General features: G+C 47.9%; 19 protein-coding genes. 11 read left to right on the top strand and 8 right to left on the bottom strand.

What is annotated here, in order from left to right; translation table 11 throughout:
- Positions 1-89: 89 nt before the first annotated feature.
- The 3 genes from thiI to pomA form a co-directional block, all read right to left on the bottom strand.
- Positions 90-1,544, bottom strand: coding sequence for a tRNA uracil 4-sulfurtransferase ThiI (gene thiI, locus B5P39_RS04315; protein WP_011717761.1), 1,455 nt, complete (start codon positions 1,542-1,544; stop codon positions 90-92).
- 216 nt (positions 1,545-1,760) lie between these two features.
- Positions 1,761-2,681 carry a flagellar motor protein MotB gene (locus tag B5P39_RS04310; RefSeq protein ID WP_011623478.1) on the bottom strand — a complete coding sequence of 307 codons (921 nt, stop codon included), beginning with the start codon at positions 2,679-2,681 and terminating at the stop codon, positions 1,761-1,763.
- A gap of 3 nt (positions 2,682-2,684) precedes the next feature.
- The gene (gene pomA / locus B5P39_RS04305; RefSeq protein WP_011717762.1) at positions 2,685-3,452 is read right to left on the bottom strand and encodes a flagellar motor protein PomA; all 768 of its coding nucleotides are present in this window, start codon (positions 3,450-3,452) and stop codon (positions 2,685-2,687) included.
- 314 nt (positions 3,453-3,766) lie between these two features.
- Between pomA and xseB the strand changes: the two genes are divergently transcribed.
- Genes xseB through dxs form a run of 3 tightly spaced genes read left to right on the top strand, consistent with a single transcriptional unit; the run spans position 3,767 to position 6,780 of the window.
- A complete protein-coding gene (gene xseB / locus B5P39_RS04300) occupies positions 3,767-4,006 on the top strand; it encodes an exodeoxyribonuclease VII small subunit (protein ID WP_011623480.1) in 240 nt (79 codons plus the stop codon).
- Positions 4,007-4,008: 2 nt separating this feature from the next.
- Positions 4,009-4,890, top strand: a complete 882-nt coding sequence (gene ispA, locus B5P39_RS04295) for a (2E,6E)-farnesyl diphosphate synthase (RefSeq protein ID WP_011717763.1) — start codon at positions 4,009-4,011, stop codon at positions 4,888-4,890.
- A gap of 21 nt (positions 4,891-4,911) precedes the next feature.
- The gene (gene dxs, locus B5P39_RS04290; RefSeq protein WP_011717764.1) at positions 4,912-6,780 is read left to right on the top strand and encodes a 1-deoxy-D-xylulose-5-phosphate synthase; all 1,869 of its coding nucleotides are present in this window, start codon (positions 4,912-4,914) and stop codon (positions 6,778-6,780) included.
- Positions 6,781-6,927: 147 nt separating this feature from the next.
- Here the strand turns inward: dxs and grpE are convergent, their stop codons facing one another.
- On the bottom strand, positions 6,928-7,548 hold the full coding sequence (gene grpE, locus B5P39_RS04285; RefSeq protein WP_011717765.1) for a nucleotide exchange factor GrpE: 621 nt from the start codon (positions 7,546-7,548) through the stop codon (positions 6,928-6,930).
- Between the two features lie 99 nt (positions 7,549-7,647).
- On the opposite strand from grpE, the gene nadK reads away from it, so the two are divergent.
- The 7 genes from nadK (at position 7,648) to B5P39_RS04250 (ending at position 18,446) form a co-directional block, all read left to right on the top strand.
- Complete coding sequence (gene nadK / locus B5P39_RS04280; protein ID WP_086017265.1) at positions 7,648-8,526, top strand: NAD(+) kinase; 879 nt, start codon at positions 7,648-7,650, stop codon at positions 8,524-8,526.
- A gap of 760 nt (positions 8,527-9,286) precedes the next feature.
- Complete coding sequence (locus B5P39_RS04275) at positions 9,287-10,930, top strand: L-lactate permease (RefSeq protein WP_011717767.1); 1,644 nt, start codon at positions 9,287-9,289, stop codon at positions 10,928-10,930.
- 63 nt (positions 10,931-10,993) lie between these two features.
- Positions 10,994-13,798 carry an FAD-binding and (Fe-S)-binding domain-containing protein gene (locus tag B5P39_RS04270; RefSeq protein ID WP_088210589.1) on the top strand — a complete coding sequence of 935 codons (2,805 nt, stop codon included), beginning with the start codon at positions 10,994-10,996 and terminating at the stop codon, positions 13,796-13,798.
- Between the two features lie 301 nt (positions 13,799-14,099).
- Positions 14,100-14,843, top strand: coding sequence for a (Fe-S)-binding protein (locus B5P39_RS04265; RefSeq protein ID WP_011626788.1), 744 nt, complete (start codon positions 14,100-14,102; stop codon positions 14,841-14,843).
- 10 nt (positions 14,844-14,853) lie between these two features.
- Entirely contained in the window at positions 14,854-16,248 is a 1,395-nt protein-coding gene (locus tag B5P39_RS04260; RefSeq protein WP_088210588.1) for a lactate utilization protein B, read from the top strand.
- Between the two features lies 1 nt (position 16,249).
- Positions 16,250-16,819: a LutC/YkgG family protein gene (locus B5P39_RS04255; protein WP_011626790.1), complete on the top strand. Its 570-nt coding sequence runs from the start codon at positions 16,250-16,252 to the stop codon at positions 16,817-16,819.
- A 448-nt stretch (positions 16,820-17,267) separates the two neighbouring features.
- Positions 17,268-18,446 (top strand): AAA family ATPase, encoded by a 1,179-nt coding sequence (locus B5P39_RS04250; protein ID WP_088210587.1) that lies wholly within the window; start codon positions 17,268-17,270, stop codon positions 18,444-18,446.
- A 270-nt stretch (positions 18,447-18,716) separates the two neighbouring features.
- Here B5P39_RS04250 and B5P39_RS04245 read toward each other — a convergent pair whose 3' ends face one another.
- The 3 genes from B5P39_RS04245 to B5P39_RS04235 form a co-directional block, all read right to left on the bottom strand.
- The gene (locus B5P39_RS04245) at positions 18,717-19,226 is read right to left on the bottom strand and encodes a hypothetical protein (protein ID WP_088210586.1); all 510 of its coding nucleotides are present in this window, start codon (positions 19,224-19,226) and stop codon (positions 18,717-18,719) included.
- 241 nt (positions 19,227-19,467) lie between these two features.
- Positions 19,468-20,979 (bottom strand): BAR domain-like protein A BdpA, encoded by a 1,512-nt coding sequence (bdpA, locus tag B5P39_RS04240; RefSeq protein ID WP_088210585.1) that lies wholly within the window; start codon positions 20,977-20,979, stop codon positions 19,468-19,470.
- A gap of 228 nt (positions 20,980-21,207) precedes the next feature.
- The gene (locus tag B5P39_RS04235) at positions 21,208-22,560 is read right to left on the bottom strand and encodes an MATE family efflux transporter (RefSeq protein WP_088210584.1); all 1,353 of its coding nucleotides are present in this window, start codon (positions 22,558-22,560) and stop codon (positions 21,208-21,210) included.
- Between the two features lie 418 nt (positions 22,561-22,978).
- Between B5P39_RS04235 and B5P39_RS04230 the strand changes: the two genes are divergently transcribed.
- Positions 22,979-24,523 carry an MFS transporter gene (locus B5P39_RS04230; protein WP_088210583.1) on the top strand — a complete coding sequence of 515 codons (1,545 nt, stop codon included), beginning with the start codon at positions 22,979-22,981 and terminating at the stop codon, positions 24,521-24,523.
- Positions 24,524-24,655: 132 nt separating this feature from the next.
- Here the strand turns inward: B5P39_RS04230 and B5P39_RS04225 are convergent, their stop codons facing one another.
- Positions 24,656-25,177: a DUF3087 domain-containing protein gene (locus tag B5P39_RS04225; RefSeq protein ID WP_088210582.1), complete on the bottom strand. Its 522-nt coding sequence runs from the start codon at positions 25,175-25,177 to the stop codon at positions 24,656-24,658.
- Between the last annotated feature and the right edge of the window lie 177 nt (positions 25,178-25,354).

The raw sequence follows: 25,354 nt of genomic DNA, 5'->3' as shown, positions 1-25,354 counted from the left end.
CCTGCTTATTGGCGCATCGAGGCCCCAATTCATACGCATTAAGGCCAAAGTTGATGTTTGGCCTTAGCTCGCGTTTTACTGGCTATCGCTTAAGGGCGGTAAACCTTAACATTGTGATAACCTTGTTCAATCAGGTATAGCGCTTGTAATTTACTCATCACCCCACGCTCGCAGTACAGCAGGTAAGTCTTCTGCTTATCGAGATCGGCAAACTGAGTCGCTAATTTGAAGAAAGGAATGCGCTTGATTTCCACGCCTTCAATCTCCAGCGGCTTATTCTCTTCTTCCTCTGGGGCGCGAATATCAATCACCACTTCATTGGTGTCGATAGCAACAACGGTTTCAGTTTCAGTGATACGCGTATTCATTTGTTCTGCTATCTCCCTGATATCAATGGCCACGGCCTGCTCAACGATACGGTCAATCAAGTCCTCAGAGAATTTGGTCTCCTCAGCCTCAACCTTGGCCAGTACCGCCTTAACGGTTGGCTTTTGCGAAATCACACCGCAATATTCGGGCATAGATTTAGCAAAATCTTCGGTGCCGATACGGCGACATTCGTTGATGATGTCCTGCTTGTCCATGGCGATCAGCGGGCGCAGGATCAGCATATCGGTGCAGCGGTCAATCACGTTTAAGTTGGTCAAGGTTTGGCTCGATACTTGGCCTAAACTCTCACCTGTCACAATCGCCTGAATGCCCATACGCTCGGCAATACGCGCCGCGGTGCGCATCATCATACGCTTGAGCACCACGCCCATTTGACCGTTGTCGATTTTCTCTAAAATCTCAGCCACCACAGGCTCGAACGGCACAGACACAAACTTCACCTTGTGGGATTCACCATAGGTTTTCCACAAATGGTAAGCGACTTGTTTCACGCCAATTTCATGCTGCGCGCCACCGAGGTTGAAGAAACAGTAATGGGTACGAGCGCCCTTCTTAATAAATTGGTAGCTCGACACGCCTGAGTCAAAACCGCCCGAAATCAAAGACAATACATCTTCCTGCGTCGCCATAGGAAAGCCGCCTAAGCCTTCGATACGCTTAGTCACCATATACAGTTTATCACCCTCGATTTCGAGGTTAACTGTCACTTCTGGGTTCTTCAAACGCACGCCAATCGCATCGGTAAACTGGTTTAAACCGCCACCGACATAACGCTCGACTTCGATAGAGTTAAAATCGTGTGAGCCTGTGCGTTTAACGCGCACACAGAAGGTTTTACCGGCAATTTGGTCACGGTAAACGGGTAAGACTTGCTGGTAGATATCGTCGACTGAGGTAAAGCTGTATTCATCCACTTGCACCACATGGGCGATCCCAGGAATACAGGCTAAACGCTCACCAAAGGCCTGAGCTAATTCAGGTTTATCATTTGGCACCTTTACCCAAATACGGTCCCATTGACGTTGCACTTTGGCATCTTCATCAACTTTTTTGAGCACGTTACGGATGTTGGTTTCAAGCATTTTGGTGAAGCGCATGCGCACGGGCTTGCTCTTCATCATGATTTCTGGGTACAGCTTTACAATAAACTTCATGGGATTTCCGCGGGCAATTTTGTAAACAGCAAAATTGGTTAAAAGAATAATCGCCGGATTATAACAAACTCACGGCGATTGGCGCACCTGTTTCCACACTCGGGCTGCTCGTGGCGTGCGCTTATGCACAGTTGAACTTATAGTCAAAAAATCACAAATAAAAAAGCCGTGAGCAAGTCACGGCGTTTTTATCGAATTACAGGTTTGGATTAAAAGCTATTTACCCACTTGAATTTCTTCGGATTCTTTAGCTTTACCCTGTTCAATCGCAATCTCAACGCGGCGATTTCGCGCGCGGTTTTCAGGTGAGTCATTAGGCACGATGGGATTATTCGACGCCATACCGACCACTTTCATCCGCTTAGGATCGAAGCCCTTCACTTGCAGCAGCACATCGGCTACCGCCACAGCGCGTTTGCTGGAGAGATCCCAGTTCGAGCTATAGAGCTCATCACTTATCTGCATATCATCGGTGTAACCCGATACCGTGATGATCCCCGGCACATCTTTTAGCAATTCACCGACCGAGCGCACCACAGGTTTAAATCGTGGCTGCAGGAAGCCAGATCCTGAGGCAAATGAGCCCTTCTCACGGATACGGATAATGATTTGCTGCCCAAGTGACTCAATTTCGATCGCCCCATCGGTGATCTCATTATTGAGTTCCTGTGCCATTTTCTTCACTTGCTGATTGATTTTATCCTGCGCCGCCGCAGCTTCGGCCTTCACCGCATCCGCCGTTTCTTGGGCCGTCGCCGAGGCTTCACCGCCCCGCTGCGAACCATTTTGCTGCTGCACACCACCCGCGCTATCGTCTTCACCCGCTTGATAATCCAATACAGGCTCGGTCATTTCGTTGGTTTGTTGGTTAATGATTTCAATCGGCGTGGGATCGGGACGACCAGGACGAAACTCCAAAGCAATCACAGACGTCCCCTTAGGAATGTCTTTGACTTCGACCTTATTTTGCACCCCGAAGGCATACTTCATCGAGCCTGCGATCTGCTTAAACTTCATCACGTCCATTTCGGAGAATGACAGCAGCAGCACGAAGAAACACATCAAGAGGGACATCAAATCGGCAAATGTTGCCAACCAGAGCGGCGCTCCGGGCGGTGGACAGTTGCACTTAGCCATGGGCTACTCTCCGTCCGTTGTATCGATTTTCCGCTGTTTTTCAGCAAGATAATTCTTCAAGAAACCTTCAATCACCCGCGGGTTTTGACCATCTTGAATGGCTAATACCGCATCCATAATCAGGTTGCGGTTCAGCATTTCTTCACCCATGCGTAGGGTGAGTTTATCGGCAATGGGAATACACACCATGTTGGCGACCACGGCGCCGTACAGTGTCGTTAACAAGGCCACTGCCATCGAAGGACCAATCGATTTAGGATCTGACATGTTGGATAACATGGCCACCAAGCCCACTAAGGTACCAATCATCCCCATCGCTGGGCCAACGTCACCGAAGGCCCTAAAAATCGCAATGCCGTTGCGATGGCGCTCTTCGGTGAGGGCAATGTCTTTTTCAAGCGCGGCGCGCACCACTTCACCATCGTGACCATCGACCAACATGTCGACGGCTTTTTGCATAAAACTATTGGAAATTTGCGCTTCTTCGAGGGCAAGGAATCCGCCTTTACGAGCGGCGTCCGCCATAGTCACGGATTGTTCGATAAGATCTTCAGGCTTATCAATCTTAAACATAAAGGCTTTGACGGCGATTTTTACCGCGCCCAAAAACTGTTTGAGATTGAATTTCATCATTACGACGAAGAATGAACCACCGAATACGATAAACACTGAGGGTACGTCGATAAAGATTGCCAGGCCGCCGCTGGTCATCATAGCCCAAAGGATAAAACCAAAGCCCCCGACTAGTCCTATAACTGTAGCTAAATCCACAACGGCTCCTCAATATTCGGTATAAACGACATGATACTGACTCTATTCGCAAAATAACACAAAATGTCATCCGCATAGGGATTACACTTTGGTTTTAACCTGAGCCTTACTCTATGATGTCAAAGGATGATTAAAAGCATAATGCTATTATTGTCATTTATCGGACAAGCACTAAGCAAGTTTAGCGACAATTTCTATTTTCTGAAAAAAATTCAGCAACAAAGCGTGCTATTGAGCAAATATCCGTCGACTGAATTTGACCCTTGAGTCGCCCTGATATACCTTGTGTCCGCTCTTTCAAAGGAATTATTAACGTGGCGAAGAAACCCGAAAATCTCAGTTTTGAAGAATCCCTTGGTGAACTCGAGCGCATCGTTGCCGAATTAGAACAGGGCGATGTCTCTCTGGATGATGCGTTAAAACAATTTGAACGTGGCATCAATCTGGTGCGTAACAGCCAAGCAAAACTCGAGCAAGCTCAGCAAAAAGTGGCCATTTTACTCAAGCAGGATGAAAATGCGCCCCTCTCTCCCTATGCCGTTGAGGGCGAATAAGCGTGTTAGTCAATGCAATAAAAGAATATCAACTACGGGTTGATGACCAATTAAAACAACGTTTCAGCACACTCGAAGACACTGCGCCGCAGTTAAAGGCCGCCATGACCCACGGCGCGCTATTAGGCGGTAAGCGTATTCGTCCCTTCTTGGTTTACAGCGTGGGGCAAATGTTTGGCGTGCCGCTTGAAAAGCTCGACGCCAGCGCCGCCGCCATTGAGTGTATTCATGCTTATTCGTTAATCCATGACGATTTACCCGCCATGGACGATGACGACCTTCGTCGTGGTCAGCCCACAGTGCATATCGCCTTCGATGAGGCGACCGCCATCCTTGCTGGGGATGCACTGCAAACCTTAGCCTTTGAAATTGTGACCGAAGCCGTACCTGGGATCAGCAGCGAGCAACATATCGCTATGGTGAGGGCGCTGGCGAAAGCCTCGGGTTACCGTGGTATGTGTGGCGGCCAAGCGATTGACTTAGCCTCAACCGATAAGCTCATCGACCTTAAGGCCTTAACTCAACTGCATAATATGAAAACGGGCGCCCTTATCAGCTGCGCCGTTGAGTTAGCCCTGATCGCCGCTAATGCGCCAAAAGATGAATATCAGACTATGATGGAATTTGCCCATGCGGTAGGACTTGCCTTCCAAGTGCAAGACGATATTCTGGACATCATTGCCACCACGGAAGAACTCGGCAAACCCCAAGGCTCTGACGCCGAGTCCAATAAGAGTACTTTTCCGCAACTACTTGGACTGCAAGGCGCCAAAGATACCGCCGCGCAACTGATCCAAGAGGCACTATCAGCGCTGGCTAAATTGCCATACAATAGCCAGTTAATCGCAGACTTCGCCCGCTATATCATTGAGCGAAGAATATAATAAGAGACGAAGTATCTCGCTATGAGTTTGGACATTTCACAGTTTCCCGTGTTGGCTCAGGCCAACACTCCTAATGAACTCCGCCAGCTTCCTCAGGCCCTGTTACCTCAATTGGCCGATGAGTTGCGGGAGTTTCTTCTTAAGTCCGTTGGCATGTCCAGCGGACATTTTGCCTCTGGACTTGGCACGGTCGAACTGACTGTCGCCCTGCATTATGTCTATAACACCCCGTTTGATCGTTTGATTTGGGACGTTGGCCACCAAGCCTATCCCCATAAAATTCTCACCGGTCGCCGCGACAGAATGCACACCATTAGGCAAAAGAACGGCTTACACCCTTTCCCTTGGCGGGAAGAAAGTGAATACGACACCTTTAGCGTCGGACACTCCGGTACATCCATCAGTGCCGCATTAGCCATGGCCGTTGCCGCCGAAAAAGAACAGGCTGGCCGCAAAGTGGTTGCCGTGATTGGCGATGGCGCCATGACGGGCGGTATGGTGTTCGAGGCCATGAATCACGCGGGTGATTTGCACAACGATATGCTGATGGTGCTGAACGATAACGAAATGTCGATTTCAGAAAACGTCGGCGCGCTCAACAATCACCTAGCGCAACTGATGTCGGGCCGCCTCTACACCACCATTCGTGAAAGCAGCAAGAAAGTCCTCAAGGGCATGCCGGTCATCAAAGAGATGGCCAAGCGCACCGAAGAGCACCTCAAGGGCATGGTTGTACCTGGCACTCTGTTTGAAGAGCTAGGCTTTAACTATATCGGCCCCATCGATGGCCACGATGTCGATGCCTTAGTGGAAACCCTGCGCAATATGCGCTCTCTAAAGGGCCCACAAGTGCTGCACATCATGACCAAAAAAGGTCGTGGCTATGAACCGGCCGAGAAAGATCCTATCGGTTGGCACGCAGTACCTAAATTTGACCCATCACAGTTTAAGAAGCCAGCGACTAAGCCGGGACTGCCAACCTTCTCCCAAGTGTTTGGCAAATGGTTATGTGATATTGCCGAGCAGGATGAAAAAGTCTTAGGCATTACCCCAGCCATGCGTGAAGGTTCGGGCATGGTGGAGTTCTCACAACGCTTCCCGAAACAATATTTCGATGCCGCCATTGCCGAGCAACATGCGGTGACCTTAGGGGCCGGATTTGCCTGTGAAGGCTTTAAGCCTGTGGTCGCCATTTACTCGACCTTCCTGCAACGGGGCTATGACCAGCTAATCCACGATGTGGCACTACAACGTTTACCGGTATTGTTCGCCATTGACCGTGGCGGTATCGTCGGTGCCGACGGCCCAACCCACCAAGGAGCATTCGATTTAAGCTTTATGCGCTGCATTCCGAATATGGTGATCATGGCGCCATCGGATGAAAATGAATGTCGCCAAATGCTCTATACAGGTTATTGCTATGATGCAGGCCCGAGCGCGGTGCGTTATCCAAGGGGAAGCGCCACAGGCGCGACTCAGGTAGAAGCCATGACGGCGCTGCCAATTGGTAAAGGCGTGATTAAGCGTTTAGGCAAAGGTATCGCCATGCTGAACTTTGGCACCACCTTAGCCGCCGCCTTAACCGCCGCAGAAAGCTTAGACGCCACCGTCGTCGATATGCGCTTTGTGAAGCCGTTAGATGTGGATTTAGTCAAAGAGATGGCGCAAACCCACGATGTGCTCGTCACAGTGGAAGAAAACGCCATTATGGGCGGCGCTGGCTCTGGTGTATTAGAACTGCTGCAAAAGCTTAAAATGCCGAAACCTGTGCTGCAAATAGGCCTACCCGATGAGTTTATTAAACATGGCTCTCCAGAAGAAGTGACCCATGATTTACAACTCGATGCCGAAGGTATGTTAGCGCAAATTAATGCCTTTCTTGCCGATTAAGTGTTATGGGAGCTAAGCTCCCAGCAACAGTGCAAAGCGTGATGAATCGCGATTAGCAGGCAAAAAACAGACAAATAAAAAGGACTGCATCTGCAGTCCTTTTTATTACGTAACCTTTAACGCTCAGTGCGTTAACTTAGGCTTCAATCAGGCTTCAATGTTGATTGAAGCAGATTCTTGGCTAGGGCCGCCCTGTGACACCATCACCATGGCAGGACGCAGTAAACGGCTGTTCAGCTCATAACCCTTTTGCATCACTAACATCACAGTATTGGCTGGATACTCAGCGCTTGGCTGCATACCAATGGCTTGATGTTGGTCAGGGTTGAAGGCTTGCCCCTGTGGATCGATAGGTTTTACCCCAAACTTAGCCACGGCGGTCAAGAAGCTCTTTTGCGTAAGCTCAACACCTTCGAACAGTGCTTTGGTGGTTTCATCCTGTGGATTAGTACCTTGCAGCGCACGTTCCATATTGTCTAACACTGGCAGTAATTCGTTGGCGAATTTTTCCAATGCAAACTTGTTCGCCTTTTCCACATCCATCGCAGCACGGCGGCGAATGTTGTCTACTTCGGCAGCAGCACGGATAACTGAATCTTTTTGCTCTTCAACTTTCGCCAAAGCGTCAGCGAGTAACTGTTCCAGCTCTTCAATACGGAAATTGGCTTGGGTAAGCTCGTCAATCAGACTCGCTTCTTCGGTAGAAACTTCAGACTCTACACCCTCTTGGATCAGATCCTGTTCTGCTTTAATCGACTCGTTGCTCATTTTCACTCCAGCTAAAAATGCTTTGTTTCTAAATACTCTGGGCATATTATGGGGATCAATTTTGACGTTTCAAGGCCTAAGGCCAGATCTAGCATAAATATGACCACAAAGTTCCACACCATTGGCCTGATTGGCAAGCCGCACCACCCAGGGACAAATCAAACCCTCAAACGTCTGCACCACTGGCTGACGGTGCAAGGGTATGAAGTCCTCGTGGAAGAGCGCGTTGCCAGCGAGTTAGGGACCAATATCATCGCGGTCGATTTATTAGAGATTGGCGCACGCTGCGATTTAGCGATAGTCGTGGGTGGCGATGGCAATATGCTCGGCGCCGCCAGAGTGCTGGCCCGCTTCGATGTGGGCGTGATTGGTGTAAACCGTGGCAATCTAGGTTTTTTAACGGATTTACCGCCCGATGCCTTTGAAGAAGCGCTCGCCAAAGTGCTCGATGGGGAATTTGATACCGAGCACCGCTTTTTACTCGAAGCCGAGGTCTATCGTCACGGCATGTTAAAAGCGAGCAATACCGCAGTGAATGAGGCAGTGCTGCATCCTGGTAAAATCGCCCATATGATTGAATTTGAAGTCTATATAGACAATCAATTCATGTACAGTCAACGTGCCGACGGCATGATAGTCTCAACCCCGACGGGGTCTACCGCCTATGCCCTGTCGGCGGGTGGCGCCATTCTGACCCCCAATTTACAGGCATTAATCTTAGTGCCTATGTTTCCACATACACTGTCGTGTCGCCCCATAGTGGTCGATGCCTGCAGCACCATTAAGATGGTCGTCTCCCCTGAAAATGGCGAAAATCTCGAAGTAAGTTGTGATGGCCACGTGCATTTAGCCGTCTTACCCGGCGATGAAATCATAGTGCGCCGCAGCTCCGAGCAGCTCAGGCTGATCCACCCTAAAGGCCATAATTACTTCCATGTGTTACGCAGTAAACTCGGTTGGGGCAGTAAGCTGTTTTAGTCTGCTCAATAATAAAGCCTAAAACGTAGCTAAAGCTTACATCGCTTACATGGTTAAGTAGCAAAAGATAATGGCCAACGGCAGTTGTTAACAGAATGGAGTGTTGCGGCTGCATGACTGTAAACTGCTTTATTAACCGTTATTAAATTTCAGATTAAAACAAATTTCATTAAGTGATATTCATCACGCGAAATTTAGCTATTACTAAAACGTGATCCAGCCCTCATAATCCCTCGCGGTGTAAAACCCAATAAAAACCTATTTATTCATACTGTTAATAAATAATATCTAACTTAGTGATTTTTCAACTCACTCCAAAGCGAGAGATAAGTCACATCTTAATATTGTCTTAAAAATCCATTAAGTGCTCATTAATGAAATAAATGGATCAGTTAATTGCAATACTGATAGCTAATTTAGTGAATATGTCGATTTTTATAACCTGAAGGAATAGAAATTAGCGAAACATCCCATTATCGAAATATAAAAAACCACCTTCGAGTGACATGGATCACAGTTAAGAAAATCCCATGAGAGAAGCCTCCCGCAGCACTGTAAATTAGCATTCTATACAGCAGCCAAAATGATCTAGATCATATTAGTTAAGCCCCGAATAGCGTCTAGTACACACCACAGAATGTTGTGACTCATGGTATTGGCAGTGAAACCTGCTGATTTATCAGTCGGAGAGTCTGACAGGAAAACACTAGTAAGATCCAAATATAAATAATAAGACAGACCACTTTATGTAGAGGCAAGCATGACAATACTTCAACTCCTCGCCAGCTTGACGCCAGTAATCAGTGTAATGATCTTTCTCGTATTACTCAGAATGCCAGCGTCCAAAGCTATGCCCATTTCCATGATAATCACAGCGCTGGCCGCCGTGTTTATTTGGCAAATGGATACCACACTATTAGCCGCATCGGTTCTCGAAGGACTGCTGTCAGCCATCACCCCATTAACCATCATCTTCGGCGCGGTATTCCTGCTCAACACCCTGAAATACTCAGGGGCCATGGATACCATCCGTGCGGGCTTCACTAACATCAGTGCCGACGCCCGTGTGCAGGTGATCATCATCTGTTGGTTATTCGGTGCCTTTATCGAAGGTAGTGCGGGCTTTGGGACGCCCGCCGCGATTGGTGCGCCGCTGCTAGTATTACTGGGCGTTCCCCCAGTTGCCGCAGCCGTAGTGGCATTGATTGCCGACTCAGCTTGTGTGTCATTCGGTGCGATTGGTCTACCCGTGCTATTTGGTATGGAGCAAGGCTTAACTCAAGGTGGTGTGAGCTTAGCAGCTGAGCAGTTTGCAGCCCATGGCGGTAGCTACGTTGGTTATGCTCGCTTTATCGTGATGCATATGATCACTATCGACTTAATCACAGGTACCTTAATTCCACTGGTCATGGTGACCATACTGACAGGATTCTTCGGTCGCAATAAGTCTTTTAAAGAAGGTTTAGCGATTTGGAAATTTGCGATTTTCGCCGGTCTTGCCTTTACCGTTCCAGCATGGATTATCAACTACTTAGCGGGTCCTGAATTCCCATCTGTTATCGGTTCATTGGTCGGTATGGCCTTAGTCATCCCTGTTGCCCGTAAAGGATACCTATTACCAAAAACCCCTTGGAACGACTTTGCCGAAAATGATAGCCAAGAAGGCGCGAAAATTGAGACCACTGCTAAGTTCTCACAAATTGCCGCTTGGACACCTTATATCATCATGGCCGCGCTATTAGTGCTTTCACGCACCGTAGCACCACTCAAAGCCTGGTTATCCAGTTTCAATATCAGCTGGACTGGCCTAATGGGCACTGAGCTTAAAGCCAGCTTTGCGACCTTATATGCTCCTGGCGCCTTCTTTGTGGCCGTGTGTATCTTAGGTTTCTTCCTGTTCAAGATGAAAAGCCCTGCGATTAAGCAATCCATCGGCGTTTCATGCAAGTCTATGTTACCGACTATCATTTCATTAGGCGCATCCGTGCCTATGGTGAAAATCTTCTTAAACTCAGGTGTTAATGGTGCGGGTCTTGCGTCTATGCCCGTCGCCTTAGCCGATATGTTAGGCCAATCTATGGGCGCGGTTTGGGCATGGATGGCACCGATTGTGGGGATTTTTGGTGCCTTCCTGTCAGGCTCGGCCACCTTCTCCAACATGATGTTCTCCAGCCTGCAATACAGTGTGGCGGACAATATTGGCATGAACCACACACTGGTATTAGCACTACAAGGTATCGGTGCTAACGCCGGTAATATGATGTGCGTAATGAACGTAGTGGCAGCCGCGACCGTTGTGGGTATGGCGGGTAGAGAATCTGAAATCATCCGTAAAACTATGCCTGTTGCCATTGGCTACGCGTTACTTGCAGGCACTATCGCAACACTTTGGGGTGGCTTCTAAGCCAATCTAAACCTAAGGCCGCGTTGGCGGCCTTAGTCATTTTTAGCGTTGAGAGAGTAACTTATGTCTATTAATTATGACGCTGTTTATAAAGAACTAATTCAACAACTCGGTGAGTCAGCCGTCTCAAATGACCCTGTGCGCCGCTTTGCTTGGTCAACGGATGCCAGTTATTTCCGTATCGTGCCAGAAATCGTCGTTCACGCAGATACCCTAGAACAAGCCAAACAGACCTTAGCCATCGCCCGCGCCCATAAAGTGCCTGTGACTTTCCGCGCGGCAGGCACCAGTTTATCGGGCCAAGCCATTGGTGAAGGGATTTTATTGATCTTGGGCCACGATGGTTTTAGAACCATAGACATCAGCCCCGACAGCAATAAAATCACCTTAGGCGCCGCCGTTATCGGTGCCGATGCCAACGCCGCACTTAAGCCACTCAATAAAAAAATCGGTCCCGATCCTGCAACACTGGCCTCGGCCATGGTCGGCGGTATTGTGTCTAACAACGCCTCAGGCATGTGCTGTGGTACGGCGCAAAACAGTTACCAGACTATCGCCTCCGCCAAGCTATTATTTGCCGATGGCACTGAGCTCAACACGGGTTGTGATAAGTCTAAGGCCGCCTTTACCCAAAGCCACGGCGAACTGCTCGATTCACTGGCTTCACTCGCTAAGTTGACCCGCAGCAATGAAGTGCTCGCGCAGCGCATCCGCAAAAAATACTCCATCAAAAACACCACGGGTTATAGCATCAATGCCCTAGTGGATTTTGAAGATCCGTTTGATTTGATTAACCACTTGATCGTCGGCGCCGAAGGTACCTTAGCCTTTGTCGAAGAAGTCACTTACCACACGGTTGATGAGGCCAAATTTAAAGCCTCGGCGATGGCGGTATTCTTCAACATGGTGGATGCGGCGAGTGCCATTCCGCCGATTATTGGCGATAGCGTTGCCGCCGCCGAATTACTCGACTGGGCATCTATCAAGGCCGTGACCGGTAAAAAAGGTATGCCAGACTGGCTCAATGAGCTGCCAGAAGGCGCGGCCATTCTATTGATTGAGTCCCGCGCAAACGATGCCCAAACCTTAGAAAGCTATACCCAAGATGTGATTGCCAAACTGGCGCACATCAAAACCGAGCGTCCGATTAGCTTCAGTAGCGACGCCAACGTGTACAGCAAATACTGGGCAATGCGCTCCGGCCTGTTCCCCATTATTGGTGGCGAACGGCCAAAGGGCAGCTCAGTCATTATCGAAGACGTGGCCTTTAACGTCGAACATTTAGCCGCAGCGGCCGCCGATTTAACCGAGCTATTCCATAAGCACGATTATCCCGAAGGCGTGATTTACGGCCATGCACTGGCGGGTAACTTCCACTTTATTATCACCCCGACCTTCGCCTCCCAAGCCGATATCGAGCGCTTCCAAGGCTTTATGCAGGACGTGGCCGAGATGGTGATCCATAAATACGATGGTTCGATGAAGGCCGAGCACGGCACTGGCCGCGCCGTTGCACCTTTCGTTGAAATGGAATGGGGCGCCGATGCTTACACTCTGATGAAACGCATCAAGCATATCTTCGACCCAGAAGGCCTGCTCAACCCCGGCGTTATCTTAAACGACGACAGCACAGTGCACGTGAAAAACATCAAGCCTTGCCCTGTGGTCGATGATTTTGTCGATAAGTGTATCGAGTGTGGTTTCTGCGAAAAGACCTGTCCCACTTCGGCGCTGAACTTCTCGCCACGTCAGCGGATCGCCACCCTGCGTGAAATCGAGCGCTTAGAGCAATCTGGCGACAAAGCCGCCGCCGATAAAATGCGTGCCGATGCCAAGTATGATGTGATTGATACCTGCGCGGCTTGCCAGCTCTGTACTATTGCCTGCCCAGTCGATAACAGCATGGGTCAGTTAGTCCGTAAGCTACGCACGCCCTATATCAGCACCACTGAGCAAAAAGTGTTGGATTTCCAAGCCAAACACTTTGGCGCCGTCAACCAAGTGATCAGCACTGGCTTTGACGTGTTGGGTGTTATCCATAAAATCACCGGCGATGGTATCACCAACGCGCTGATGAAAACTGGCCGTTTACTCTCCAAAGAAGTGCCCTATTGGAATCCAGACTTCCCTAAAGGTGGCAAACTGCCTAAACCATCACCAGCCAAAGCGGGCCAAGAAACTGTGGTTTACTTCCCTGCCTGCGGCGGCCGTACCTTTGGTCCAACACCTAAGGATCCCGATAATCGCACCTTGCCAGAGGTGGTTGTGACCCTGCTCGAGCGTGCGGGCTATAACGTTATTACCCCAGAGAAGACCCGCGATTTATGCTGCGGCCAAATGTGGGAATCTAAGGGCGACTTTAAAAACGCCGACGCCAAACGCCAAGAGCTTATCGATGTGGTCAGCAAAATGAGTAATGGCGGCAAAATCCCAGTATTAGTCGATGCCCTGTCTTGTACCTATCGTACCCTCACGGGTAACCCTCAGGTGCAAATTACCGACTTGGTTGAGTTTATGCACGACAAGCTGCTGGATAAACTGAGCATCAACAAAAAGGTCAATGTGGCTCTGCACTTAGGTTGTAGCGCTCGTAAGATGAAGTTAGAGCCTAAGATGCAAGCCATTGCCGATGCTTGTTCGAGCCAAGTGCTCAAACCTGCGGGCATTGACTGCTGTGGTTACGCCGGCGAAAAAGGCCTGTATAAGCCAGAAATCAACGCCAGCGCCCTGCGTAATATCAAAAAACTCATTCCCGTCGAGATTAAGGAAGGCTATTACGCCAACCGTATGTGTGAGGTTGGCTTAACGCAGCACAGTGGCATTTCCTACCGCCACTTAGCGTATTTGCTCGAAGAGTGCAGCCGCTAAAAAAATGCAAAACGGGGCTAGAAATAGCCCCGTTTTTCGTTAGAAGAAAACTATTCTCATTTATCGAGCAACACAACAAAAAGAGGATCAAAATCACAAAACAAAAACCTAGATAAACAATTAAAAATCAACACATTAAAATATTCTCATTTTTGAAAAAATCTACAAGATCATTTACTAAATTAGCGCTACTTATTTACTTAAGATAAGCCTATATTTGATCAACTACCTTAGCATTTGTGTGGACTTTGGGGTCACAGTGCAAGGCAATGTCGTTCACTAACAAGAAAGAGAAAACACAATGAAAATCGCTCTTTTCATCCCGTGTCTAGTTAACCAAATGATGCCAGATGTGGCGATTGCCACTCTGGAATTACTCGAAAAACTGGGACACCAAGTGATTCTACCCGCAGGCCAAACATGCTGTGGCCAACCTATGACCAACTCGGGTTGCTTCGATGCAGCACGCAGTACTACCTTGAAATTACTCAATGCTTTCAAGGGTGTGGAATGTGATGCCATTGTTTGCCCTGCCGCGTCTTGTTTAGTGGCCGCCAAAGAAAACTTCCACGAGTTTGACAACAGCCCAGAAGCCCAAGCCGTTATCGACAAACTCTATGAGCTGACCGAGTTCCTCCACGATGTCGCCCCAATCCCTGCCTTCAACAAGCCTTTTGCCCATAAGATCAGCCTGCAACTAAGCTGTCACGGCATTCGTATGTTGAGCCTTGCCACGCCAAGCGAGCAAATGGGCCCACGATTCAACAAGGTAGAAGCTGTGCTCGCCAATATCGCCGGAATCGACATTGTCTATCCAGACCGTCGCGACGAATGCTGTGGCTTTGGTGGGACTTTTGCCGTTGACGAAGGCGCCGTATCGGCCAAGATGGGTAAAGACAAGGCCCAAGCCCACGCGGCAACGGGCGCGCAATATGTGGTTGGCTTCGACCCTTCTTGCCTATTGCACCTCGATGGCATGATCCGCAGACAACAATTGCCGATTGAAATTCGCCACATAGCGCAAGTGCTTAACGCCGCGCTCTAGGAGACACACTATGGCATATCAACATAATCACGAGGCAACGGGTTCACAGGTTCACGCCCACAAGGCCGATATTTTCTGCCGTGATGAAACCCGTGTTGACTGGCACTCTAAGGCCCTTTGGGTGCTGCGGGAAAAACGTGACCGCGCCGCAGGCAGCTTACCCGAGTGGGAACAACTGCGTCAGTTAGGCTCCGAAATCAAACTGCATACCTTAACTAATCTTGCGCAATATCTTGAAACCTTTGAGCAAAATTGCCTAGCAAACGGTATCAAAGTCCACTGGGCAAAAGATGGCGCCGAGCACAACCGTATCGTACACGGCATCTTAGCCAGCCATCAGGTGAAGAAGTTAGTTAAGTCAAAATCCATGCTGACCGAGGAATGTCACCTCAATCCTTACTTAGAGCAACACGGGATTGAAGTTATCGACACCGACTTGGGCGAGCGGATTATTCAGCTGGCGAAAATGCCGCCTTCGCACATTGTGGTGCCCGCTATCCACATGAAAAAAGAAGAAGTCGGTGACCTCTTCCATGAGAAACTCGGCACTAAAGCGGGGGCAGCAGATCCCTTGTATTTAACCCGTGCCGCCCGTGCTCACCTACGTGAGCAGTTCCTCAGCGCCGATGCCGCGATGACAGGGGTAAACATGGCGATTGCCGATAAGGGCGCAGTGGTCGTTTGTACCAACGAAGGTAACGCCGATATGGGTGCTAACCTGCCCAAGTTGCAGTTGCATTCAATGGGTATCGACAAAATTGTCCCCGATATCGACAGCGCTGCCGTGTTACTGCGCACCTTAGCACGCAATGCGACCGGCCAACCCGTCACTACATATAGCGCCTTCTACCGTGGACCACAGGTCGATGGAGAGATGCATGTGATCATCGTCGATAATGGCCGCACCGAGATGATGAAAGATAAAATCCTTGCCGAATCATTGAAATGTATTCGCTGCGGCGGTTGTTTAAATACTTGTCCAGTGTATCGCCGCTCTGGTGGTTACAGCTACAACTACACTATTCCCGGCCCGATTGGGATTGCCGTAGGTGCCAAGAGCGATGACACTAACTCCATCGCTTGGGCCTGTACCCTGTGTGGTAGCTGTACCTATGTTTGCCCGACAAAAGTGCCGCTCGATAAGATTATTTTCCACCACAGACGTCTTAAGGCCGAAGCCGGAAAACTCCCTTACGGCAAAAACAGTTATATGCCACTAGTGGGTAAATTTATGGCAAGCCCGACCATGCTCAATTGCTCAATGGGCGCAGCCCGTACTGCACTGCGCATTCTGCCGGGTAGTCTGCTCAAGCCCTTTAGCGGCGCCTGGGGTAAATACCGTGAACTGCCCGTCGCCCCCAACTCCAGCTTCGAAGCTTGGTTTAAGAAACACAGGAGCCTATAAGATGTCTAGTAAGCACGAAATTCTCAATGCGCTCAAACTGTCGGCTTTAACAAACCATCCAATGCCAAGCATCGATGTCGCCCCGAGGGTAGAAGATCTGGTTGGCCAGTTTGAAACCAATCTTAAAACAGTGGCGGGTACACTGCACCGCGAAGGCGGTCTTGCGGCACTGCAAGCCAAAGTGGATGAGCTTCTCGCCAAAGGCTTACAAGTCATCTCACTCGTTGAGGGCGTCACAGCAAACCGTGATGTGCCACCAACGGCTCACGAGCTCAGGGATATCGATTATGCGGTGATCCCTGGGGATGTTGGTGTTGCCGAAAATGGCGCCATTTGGGTCAACAACAAAAACCTCGGCCACAGAGTAACCCCTTTTATCTGTGAAAACCTGATCTTAGCCTTGCCAACCAATAAGATTGTTCCAAACATGCACCAAGCGGCAAAAGACATCACCTTAGATGCCGGTGAGTTTGGTGTGTTTATCGCAGGCCCCTCAAAAACCGCCGATATCGAGCAAGCCCTCGTCGTCGGCGCCCACGGTGCCTGTAGCTTGAACGTGTATTTGCTGTAATACCTCAAGATTTTATGTAACCAATAAAACGCAAAGGTTACGGGACAATCGAAACAAGAAAGCCGACCTTCATTGGCGGCTTTCTTATTTAAAATTTAGCATAACGATATTTTAACCATTTGATTTGCAAGGTTTAATCACCTAAAGGTACAGGCTTGCGATGGCATTCGCTCGCCGACTAGGTGAATAGAGAAATCTAGGATTTCCAAGCTTATGAACGAGAGCCATGGTCGTTCTCACGCATCCCTGCATTGCACGACATTCAGGCGCCCTACTCTTTGATAAGCGCCGCAGCCAATGCAATAGCTAGTGATAAGTAAAGGATCTTTATCAAGTCGCTTTAACCAAGTGCGATAGCGCAATACTGAGGATGCCTTGCGAGTAACCTCTACGCGGCTGGTCGTATTCTCGACTATATCTATTAGGCATTTATAGTAAAGGTGAGTAAATGAACGAGGTATTACTACAAATAAAGGCGCTCACCAATAGTGATCCTTTGTTGACGGCTGTCATTGTTGGAGTATTAACATTTACGTTAATTGGACTCATAGGCTACATACTAAAAGATGTTCCCGCGAAACTGTTAAGTTGGCTCAGTAGCCTGCTATTTGTGCGGCTCACTATAGACGATAGCCATCAGGCACGCACAGAGATATTCAATAAGCTGTCCTTTTTGATCAGTAATACTACCATTCCGTTTTTTTCACGCTCTATCTCTGAGGCTGTGTACTTTGACTATGGTGTGAATTACGACGGGCGTGTCAGTGTTAAATCTATCGGCTACGGTATACACCTGTTTAAATACGATAGTTGTTTTATGTTGGCAACCCGCACTAAGGTCGATAGTACGATGGCATACGATTCTATTACGGTAAGAGCACCATGGTGGGCAAAAGATAAACTACATAGTTTTTTAGAAGACACTCGTGGAGACATCTCTACTGAGCCGAAAGTGAATATTTTCGAAGAAACCGAATGGTGTCGCTATGGCACATTAAAATCATCGGGGTTTAGTGACTTAGTGCTAGATGAAGGGTTTAAGCAGGAGTTGATGAGGGAAGTTGATAACTTCGCAAGTCGGGGAAAATCGGTTGTCAGTAAGCTAACCATTCTGCTACATGGAAAAACGGGCACGGGTAAGACGGGTATCGCGAGGGCCTTAGCGGTTGAGTATCATCGCGATCTGTACATATTAAATCTATCGACTGTCAATGATGCCACTATTCATAAGGCGATTAGAAAGGTAGCGCCCGGAGCTATGTTGTTAATAGAGGACTGTGATTGTGTAAAGGCAACGGTATCACGTGCAGCTGAAAGCAATGTAGACAACCCACCACTCACTTTAGGTGGCGTACTAAACGCGTTAGACGGGATAATTCCTCTTGATGACTGCCTAGTCATAATGACCACAAATCATCTTGATCATCTTGACCCAGCGTTGATACGTAAAGGTCGTGTAGATGTCAGTATGGAAGTACCACTGATCAGTGCAAAGCAAGTTAATGAGGACTACTTTGAGCGTTTTGGCGCGGTGCTGAATAGAACTGAGCCATTGTTAGGTTGTGAAGTCTATGAACTCCATCGCAGAGCGAAGTTAAGATATGGCCGTGTCCATCATTCTATGTGATTTCAGTAAAAATCTGGCCATCCATTTTAGATCAACAACATATGCACTTTTGGTTTGTCTACAACTTGTACGCGTTAAATGAGAGTAATCAAAAGTTAAAGGGCTAAAGCTGAGGCATAAATTTGAGCTAACTCATTAAAATATTGGTGTATTTAAAACATATTAACCCAATAAAACAAATAGGCAGTGATTGGTTTAGATAAACAGGATTACAATGAGTTGCAGGACATGACATCCCATTTAGAGATTGGCCAGTCAATAATTGATTTTTTACTTTTTATATGGGAACAACCAAGTATTCTTGGGCGTTTTTATATTTGAGTTAACTAACCGCAATGCACCGTATAGTTCGCTTCGCTTATATGGATAGTTAGGGCTCAATAACACTGATGAACCATTACTCATTTTCACTAAAATAAGGCTAGCGTTTGAGCCTATATCTGTGCTGTGCTCAATTTCAATAATATCTTGTGGATTTACGCTAAACGTCCATTCTTTAAAAGTAGGGTGAAATGAACTGAACTCGGAGTTTGTCAGCTTGATATAAAATTTCGCAGGATGAGTAAGCAACCATGCCGCTATCGATAACAGGACAAGCTCAGAAACCACAACAATATATTTTGCGTAAAACAAAAACTCGTTATAAAAAGGATTACTTTTTGGAATCAATATCAAAAAAAGCCAGAAGATAACGGGCAAAAAAAGCATATTAAAAGCGAGAATTTTGGCTTGTTGTTTTCTGTTTCTTTCATAATAGAAAAATGTGCGTGTAATATTCATATAATTAACGCCTAGATTCAGTGCGACAATCACCGCAGTTGGTTGACGTTATCATCCGCACCTTCTGCTGGCGATTTAAATCAACAACATAATGCACTTTCGATTTGCATACAACACAGTCAGATTAACATGGCTGATTAAACGATCACTTCAGTAAATTACGCATATAAAAATGGCAGAGAAAAATTCTTTCTCCGCCATTTTTATGAAAAAGCTCAATCTATGTATCTACAACAAGTCGCTACATAAAGGCTTTCGTAAAGGCTTCTTTCGATTGGCGAATATAGTTGCGTGCACTTTGGGCATGTTGTTCCCATACCGCCCTATCGCTTGGGTCGGTGAAGGGGTTTTGTTCGGCGGCAATCGAGCGCTCGAAGCGATCGTAGAAGGTTAACATCGCCGAAGTGATTTGATTGAAACGGTCTTTAAACTCCTGAAACTCATCCATCTTTTCAGTGGTTTTAATCATGTACTGTACTAATTCAGCATTGCTATTTGCGGCTAATAAGGCATCGGCCTTAGCGCTGATATTGGCATTCACGTCGGCCATAATCTGCGCCCGCGTTTGCTCATCTTTGCTCATCACCTTGCTGTAATTTTCGGGAGTGCGGGCAATGCTAGCGTGTTGCAGGTAGCTACGCAGATGCTTATCTAAATCCTTGCGAAACGTATCTAAGTTCTTCTGCATACTGACTAAATCGTTATCGAGCGCCGTAACCTGTTGCAACTCTTTCTCAATTTCAGCCATAAAACGCTCGGCCTGCTGATAAATCTTAAGACCATTTTCCTCGGCAAACTTTTTATCACTGCGGCTTAAGTCGCTATTGTCATAGTTTGAGCGGTCAAAGGTGGCCGCGAGGAAGGATTTAAAGGGTTCGGCAAATGCAGAATAAGCGCCCGCACTCACCACATTTAAAGTGGCGGTGGCTAAGTCACCAAAGGGTTTGACCATAGAGCCTAAACGCGCCTGTTGGATCGGCGATGCCACCCGCTTAGCATCGGTTAAGACCGACCTAAAGGTGTTATAACCCAATGGGTTAGACATTTTGTTACGCTCAGAGGTCGCCAACACAAAGGTGATGCTCGAGTAAATCGCATTGGAATATTCGAGGTACTGTCTTTGGCTTTCGAGCTGAGCGGCGTAGTTTTTACCTAGGGTTCTAAAGGATTCGGCCTGAACCTCGTAGTTTTTGTCTTCTTTAAGCTTATCTAAAATGCCGCCAATGATTTTTTGCTCGTTCTTTTGCAGCGCAATATCGAGGCGAATTTTATCTAGGGTTAAGTCATCCAAACTGATGGGGCCATTAATGGCTTCGATATCGAGGCGAATGTATTGGCGGCTCGGATCGTCAATCGACACCCTGTGGGCCAAATATTCGGTTGTTGCTGGGGTGATATCAATCAGCGCCACATGCTGCCACTGGGCATCCAGTTTTAATACCGGTGATGTGAGTACATTAATCCGATATTGGGTTTGGATATTTTGGGTCTTGACCCAGAACTCCAATAGGCCCGCTTCGGAGACAGGGAATTTACTGACGATACTGCTATTGCCTTCGGCACATAACAATGCGCTCTCACCACTGTGGGGCTCAGCGCCCTCAAATTGGCAGCCCATGATCCAAGACCAAGGTTGGGATAAGCGGTTACCCTCAAAATCGCTAGCAAACACTAGCTCATTATCCTTGGCACTGGCATTAACACTGGTTAACACGCCAAACAACAGCATAGAGATGACTGCAGCGGTGCGCATAAGAGCCTCATAAAACATAAATAACAAACGACGAGCCTGAAAAGGCCCAGAATTCTATCCTATCCGCACGCTTTTACCGTCAGTCGGCAGCCGTATTTTAGTGATAAAAAACACGCTAAAAACTGCGCTAAATTTAAGCTGGGATTAAACCAGCGAAATGTAACAGAGCGCATGCCGACACGCCAGTACTAAGTCGGTTTCAAAGGTAAAGATAATGCGTAAACAACATCAGACTTTAGCGTTCACTTGGAGCCGCCCCATCGCGATAAACATCCAAATCACCAGCATAGTGCTACAGGTCGCGAGCGACACCCACACGCCAATCACGCCAAAGGCCCAGGCAAAACAATAGATAATGGCGGCGATAAGCAGCAGTTTCGCCCCTGTGAGTATCGATGCCTGCTTAGAACAATTTATCGCCTGGAAGAAACTGGCGCCCACAAGAATCAAGCCTTCCATAGGTAAGCCCCAGAAATACCAACGCATTCCTTCAATCGCGACCGGCGTTAAGCTTGGGTTGTCACCGGCAAACAGGTACACCAACCATTCGGGGCGGGAATAAATCAACACTAAGCCGAGTGCGGCGGTGAGTAGGGTCATGCCAAAGGCGATATTGCGTGCCTGCTTAACCCTGTCGAAGCGCCCTGCCCCCGCATTAAAGCTGTAAATCGGTTGAGTACCGAGGGCAATGCCTTCAAAAATCAGATAGAAAAACGCTTCGGTGTAACTTACAACCCCGTATGCCGCCACATGCAGAGGACCACCGACCCATAAAAATGCGGTGTTATGCAGGGTCAATACAATCGACAAATACAGGTTCATCAAAAAGCTTGGCAGGCCAACACGGGCAATATTGAGGCAGTTGTCGAGCTTTAGCTTCATCTGCTCAAGATTGATTTTGAGCTGTGTGCGCGCCCCAAAGAAATGCTGCAGGCAGAGTAAACCAGTCACGGCCTGGGACAACATGGTGGCAATCGCCGCCCCCGCTAAACCGAAGGGAAACACCACAATAAACAGCCAATCTAAAAAGGTGTTCAGCACGCCACCTAAAATCAGCACAAAGGTCACCATAGACGGACGACCGTCGTTACGCAGCAAGGTGGTGAATGCCATTGAAATAATAGGGAAATGACATAAGGCAAAATACCAGAACAGGTATTCGTTAGCGTTTTCGAGTATCTCCCCCTCGGCGCCGAGGGCAATTAAAATATCCCGAGAAAAGATCCCGCCCACTAAGGCAAAAAATGCCCCCGCCAGTAAACACAAGCTAAAGGCGTTGCCGAGCAACTTGCGCGCCTTGGCGACATTACCTTGCCCTAAGTTAATCGAGACTAACGCCGCGCTACCCATGCCTAACATGGCGCCAACAGCATAGAGAATCGCGCCCACGGGATAGGCCAACATCATGCCCGCTAATCCAGTTTCACCGAGATAATGGCCAACGAAGATACCATCAATGGTGACATACACCCCAGTCACCAGCATGGAGGCGATCGTTGGAATGGTGTAGCGCCAAAAAAGCTTTGAAATCGGCTCTTGCAGCAGGCGTTGGTCCGTTTCGGCAGCGGAAATAGCAGTCATAACCTAATCTCACAAAAATAAAGGCGGGCGCGCACTCAGCTTGTTCTGGCGGTATTACACAGAGAAATAAAGGATGAACAAAAATGCGGCAGTGGATTGTACCTAAATTTTACCTTAATACCAATCGCGTTTAACGGGAGAAACTTGTAACAAAAACTAATCAGCACAATACCTTACTGATAGCACATATTTATTCCGTGATTGCAACAAGCAAGCATCACTTAATAACAGATGTGGTGAAAGTCATCATTTTTCACTACTTTTTTGGTATTTAACCCTTAATTAGGTAAAGTGTAGGCTTAAATTGCCCGAAATCGGTTAATTATTACGGCGTTATTTGCCCAAGCAATTGCGTTAACCATTTAATTAATAATGAATTAGTGGAATTAAATTCAATAACAATAATAAAGGGAAGGACATGAGTCACAGCAGTCCAAATGCAGAGAATGATCTGCGCGAAGTCAAGCAGTTAGGCATGTGGGCCTCGATCACTAGCCTAAGTTATATTTTTTGGTTAGTGGGCGGGATGGAACTGGTCGAGCGTATCGCCTATTACGGTGTCAAAGCCAGTGCGGGCTTATACGCCAAAGCCCCCGAGTCGGCGGGCGGTCTGGGGATCAGCCTCAGCGACTATGGCATCATTATCTCGCTCTGGGCCATTATGCAGACCTTTGTGCCCGTGTTTACCGGCGGGATTTCCGATAGAGTCGGCTACAAGGAAACGATTTTCGGCTCAACAGTGATTAAAATCATGGGCTACCTCACCATGGCGTTTTTCCCCACTTTTTGGGGCTTCTTATCGGGGGCACTGTTACTCGCCATCGGCACTGGGATATTTAAACCCGGTATACAAGGCACCTTAGTGCTCTCCACCAATCGCAATAACACCTCCATGGCCTGGGGGATATTTTATCAAGTCGTGAATATCGGTGGCTTCTTAGGGCCATTAGTTGCTGTGCATATGCGCCAGCTTTCTTGGGATAATGTGTTTTATGCCTGCGCCGCGATTATCTCGTTAAACTTCTTGTTCCTATTGACGTATACCGAGCCGGGCAAGGCCGAGCGCGTTGCGCGCAATCAGCAAATTAAAAACGGCGAAATTAAGCAAGAAGCACTCTGGCGCGACGCTTGGCATGAGCTTAAAAAACCTATCGTGATTTATTACATGCTAGTGTTTTCAGGCTTTTGGTTCCTCTTTAACGCCCTGTTTGACGTACTGCCGATCCACATCTCCGAGTGGGTCGATACCAGCGTGATTGTCACCAGTCTGTTTGGCAGCGAAGGCACCAGCAACGGCATTTTACAGTTCTGGCTCGGGTTAAATAACGAAGGCACTAAGGTGATGCCAGAAGGCATGCTGAACCTCAACGCCGGCCTGATTATGACCAGCTGCTTTTTAATTGCCGCGCTGACCGCCAAATACCGCATCACCACGGCAATGCTGATTGGCTGTTTACTCAGTATCTTGGCCTTTGTGTTTATCGGCGCCTTCCATGCCGCTTGGTTTATTGTGTTCGCGATTGCCATGTTCTCTATCGGCGAGATGATGATAAGCCCGAAGAAGAACGAATTTATGGGTAACATAGCTCCCGAAGGTAAAAAAGCCATGTACCTTGGCTTTGTGATGCTACCGCAAGGAATTGGTTGGGGCTTAGAAGGTTATTTTGGCCCTAAACTCTATGAAATTTTCGCCTCTAAAGAGTTGTTCTCACGCGAGTTATTACTCGAGCGCGGCATGAGTTCAACGGATGTGAATGCCATCCCGCAAGGCGAAGCCTTTACCACCTTAGTCAGCTTTACTGGCGAAAACGCCCACGACCTGACTCAGCTGCTCTACCACAGCCACAATATCGGTATGGCTTGGTATATTATCGCCGCGATCGGCACCATTTCGGCTGTAGGGATTTATATCTATGGTAAGTGGTTACTGTCGCTACAACGGGCGCAGCAAGCAGCGCACTAACAAATGAGGTCTTTAGGGGGGCACGTTCTGCCCCAAATAGACTTATATTAAAAGTGAGCCCTAAAAAGTAAGTTCTAACAAAGTGAGTGTGTAGGCACTCACTTTTTTATTGGATGTTTGACTGAAAAGTCACTAAAAGCCCGCTAACAGCGCTACTTCAAATTGCTCGGCCGACAAGGTTAATCCCAAGGCGTTGCACTGCTCTTGCAGTTGATTGAATTCCTTATCGACGCTGGATAAGGTCAAGGTATTATCATCGAGCAGATAGACTTGGCGTAAACTGGTGAAGTAAAACAGCAATGTAATCAACGCATTTACATCATTAGTCGCCGCCGCTGCTCGGATCTTATTTAGCTTACGGTAAATGCGATTTTGCAGCTGCTTTAACTGCCAAACGTAATAAATCTCTTTAAAAAAGGGCTGAGTCTTAAGCTGATACACTATGGCGCTACAGAGCAACACCGCCAGAATCACCCCGAGTAGATTCCAATGGAAATTCCCCGTCGGCTCACCGGGCACAGCCTCTACGCCAAAGAGCGCAATCAATCCCGCCCCAAAACTGAGGGATAACACAATCAAGCCTAATACCAAGGCCACCATAAACAGGTTCATATTGCTGCGGTAAATCGTTTTATCTATTTGCTGTAACTTCATCGGCTCACTTCTTATCGAAAAAACGCATGGCGGCGCAGCATACCTCAGATTGCTTGAATCTGCCTGAATATCCGCGTCTTCATCTATAGCCACTCTAACAAGATACAAATTGAAACAGGTATAGCCAGATAAGCAAAATAAGTAAAACATCCATAAATTTAGCCGCTTATCGTCCAT

The sequence above is a fragment of the Shewanella sp. Shew256 genome (assembly GCF_002196695.1).
Classification (GTDB): domain Bacteria; phylum Pseudomonadota; class Gammaproteobacteria; order Enterobacterales; family Shewanellaceae; genus Shewanella; species Shewanella mangrovisoli.
Note: the sequence above shows the minus strand (reverse complement) of the source record. Positions and strands in the feature narration are given on the sequence as shown.

Excerpts from the sequence above, each read along its gene's own strand:
- thiI (WP_011717761.1), bottom strand. The coding sequence starts at position 1,544 with ATGAAGTTTATTGTAAAGCTGTACCCAGAAATCATGATGAAGAGCAAG.
- B5P39_RS04310 (WP_011623478.1), bottom strand. The coding sequence starts at position 2,681 with ATGGCTAAGTGCAACTGTCCACCGCCCGGAGCGCCGCTCTGGTTGGCA.
- dxs (WP_011717764.1), top strand. The coding sequence starts at position 4,912 with ATGAGTTTGGACATTTCACAGTTTCCCGTGTTGGCTCAGGCCAACACT.
- grpE (WP_011717765.1), bottom strand. The coding sequence starts at position 7,548 with ATGAGCAACGAGTCGATTAAAGCAGAACAGGATCTGATCCAAGAGGGT.
- nadK (WP_086017265.1), top strand. The coding sequence starts at position 7,648 with ATGACCACAAAGTTCCACACCATTGGCCTGATTGGCAAGCCGCACCAC.
- B5P39_RS04275 (WP_011717767.1), top strand. The coding sequence starts at position 9,287 with ATGACAATACTTCAACTCCTCGCCAGCTTGACGCCAGTAATCAGTGTA.
- B5P39_RS04270 (WP_088210589.1), top strand. The coding sequence starts at position 10,994 with ATGTCTATTAATTATGACGCTGTTTATAAAGAACTAATTCAACAACTC.
- B5P39_RS04265 (WP_011626788.1), top strand. The coding sequence starts at position 14,100 with ATGAAAATCGCTCTTTTCATCCCGTGTCTAGTTAACCAAATGATGCCA.
- B5P39_RS04260 (WP_088210588.1), top strand. The coding sequence starts at position 14,854 with ATGGCATATCAACATAATCACGAGGCAACGGGTTCACAGGTTCACGCC.
- B5P39_RS04255 (WP_011626790.1), top strand. The coding sequence starts at position 16,250 with ATGTCTAGTAAGCACGAAATTCTCAATGCGCTCAAACTGTCGGCTTTA.
- B5P39_RS04250 (WP_088210587.1), top strand. The coding sequence starts at position 17,268 with ATGAACGAGGTATTACTACAAATAAAGGCGCTCACCAATAGTGATCCT.
- B5P39_RS04245 (WP_088210586.1), bottom strand. The coding sequence starts at position 19,226 with ATGAATATTACACGCACATTTTTCTATTATGAAAGAAACAGAAAACAA.
- bdpA (WP_088210585.1), bottom strand. The coding sequence starts at position 20,979 with ATGCGCACCGCTGCAGTCATCTCTATGCTGTTGTTTGGCGTGTTAACC.
- B5P39_RS04235 (WP_088210584.1), bottom strand. The coding sequence starts at position 22,560 with ATGACTGCTATTTCCGCTGCCGAAACGGACCAACGCCTGCTGCAAGAG.
- B5P39_RS04230 (WP_088210583.1), top strand. The coding sequence starts at position 22,979 with ATGAGTCACAGCAGTCCAAATGCAGAGAATGATCTGCGCGAAGTCAAG.
- B5P39_RS04225 (WP_088210582.1), bottom strand. The coding sequence starts at position 25,177 with ATGAAGTTACAGCAAATAGATAAAACGATTTACCGCAGCAATATGAAC.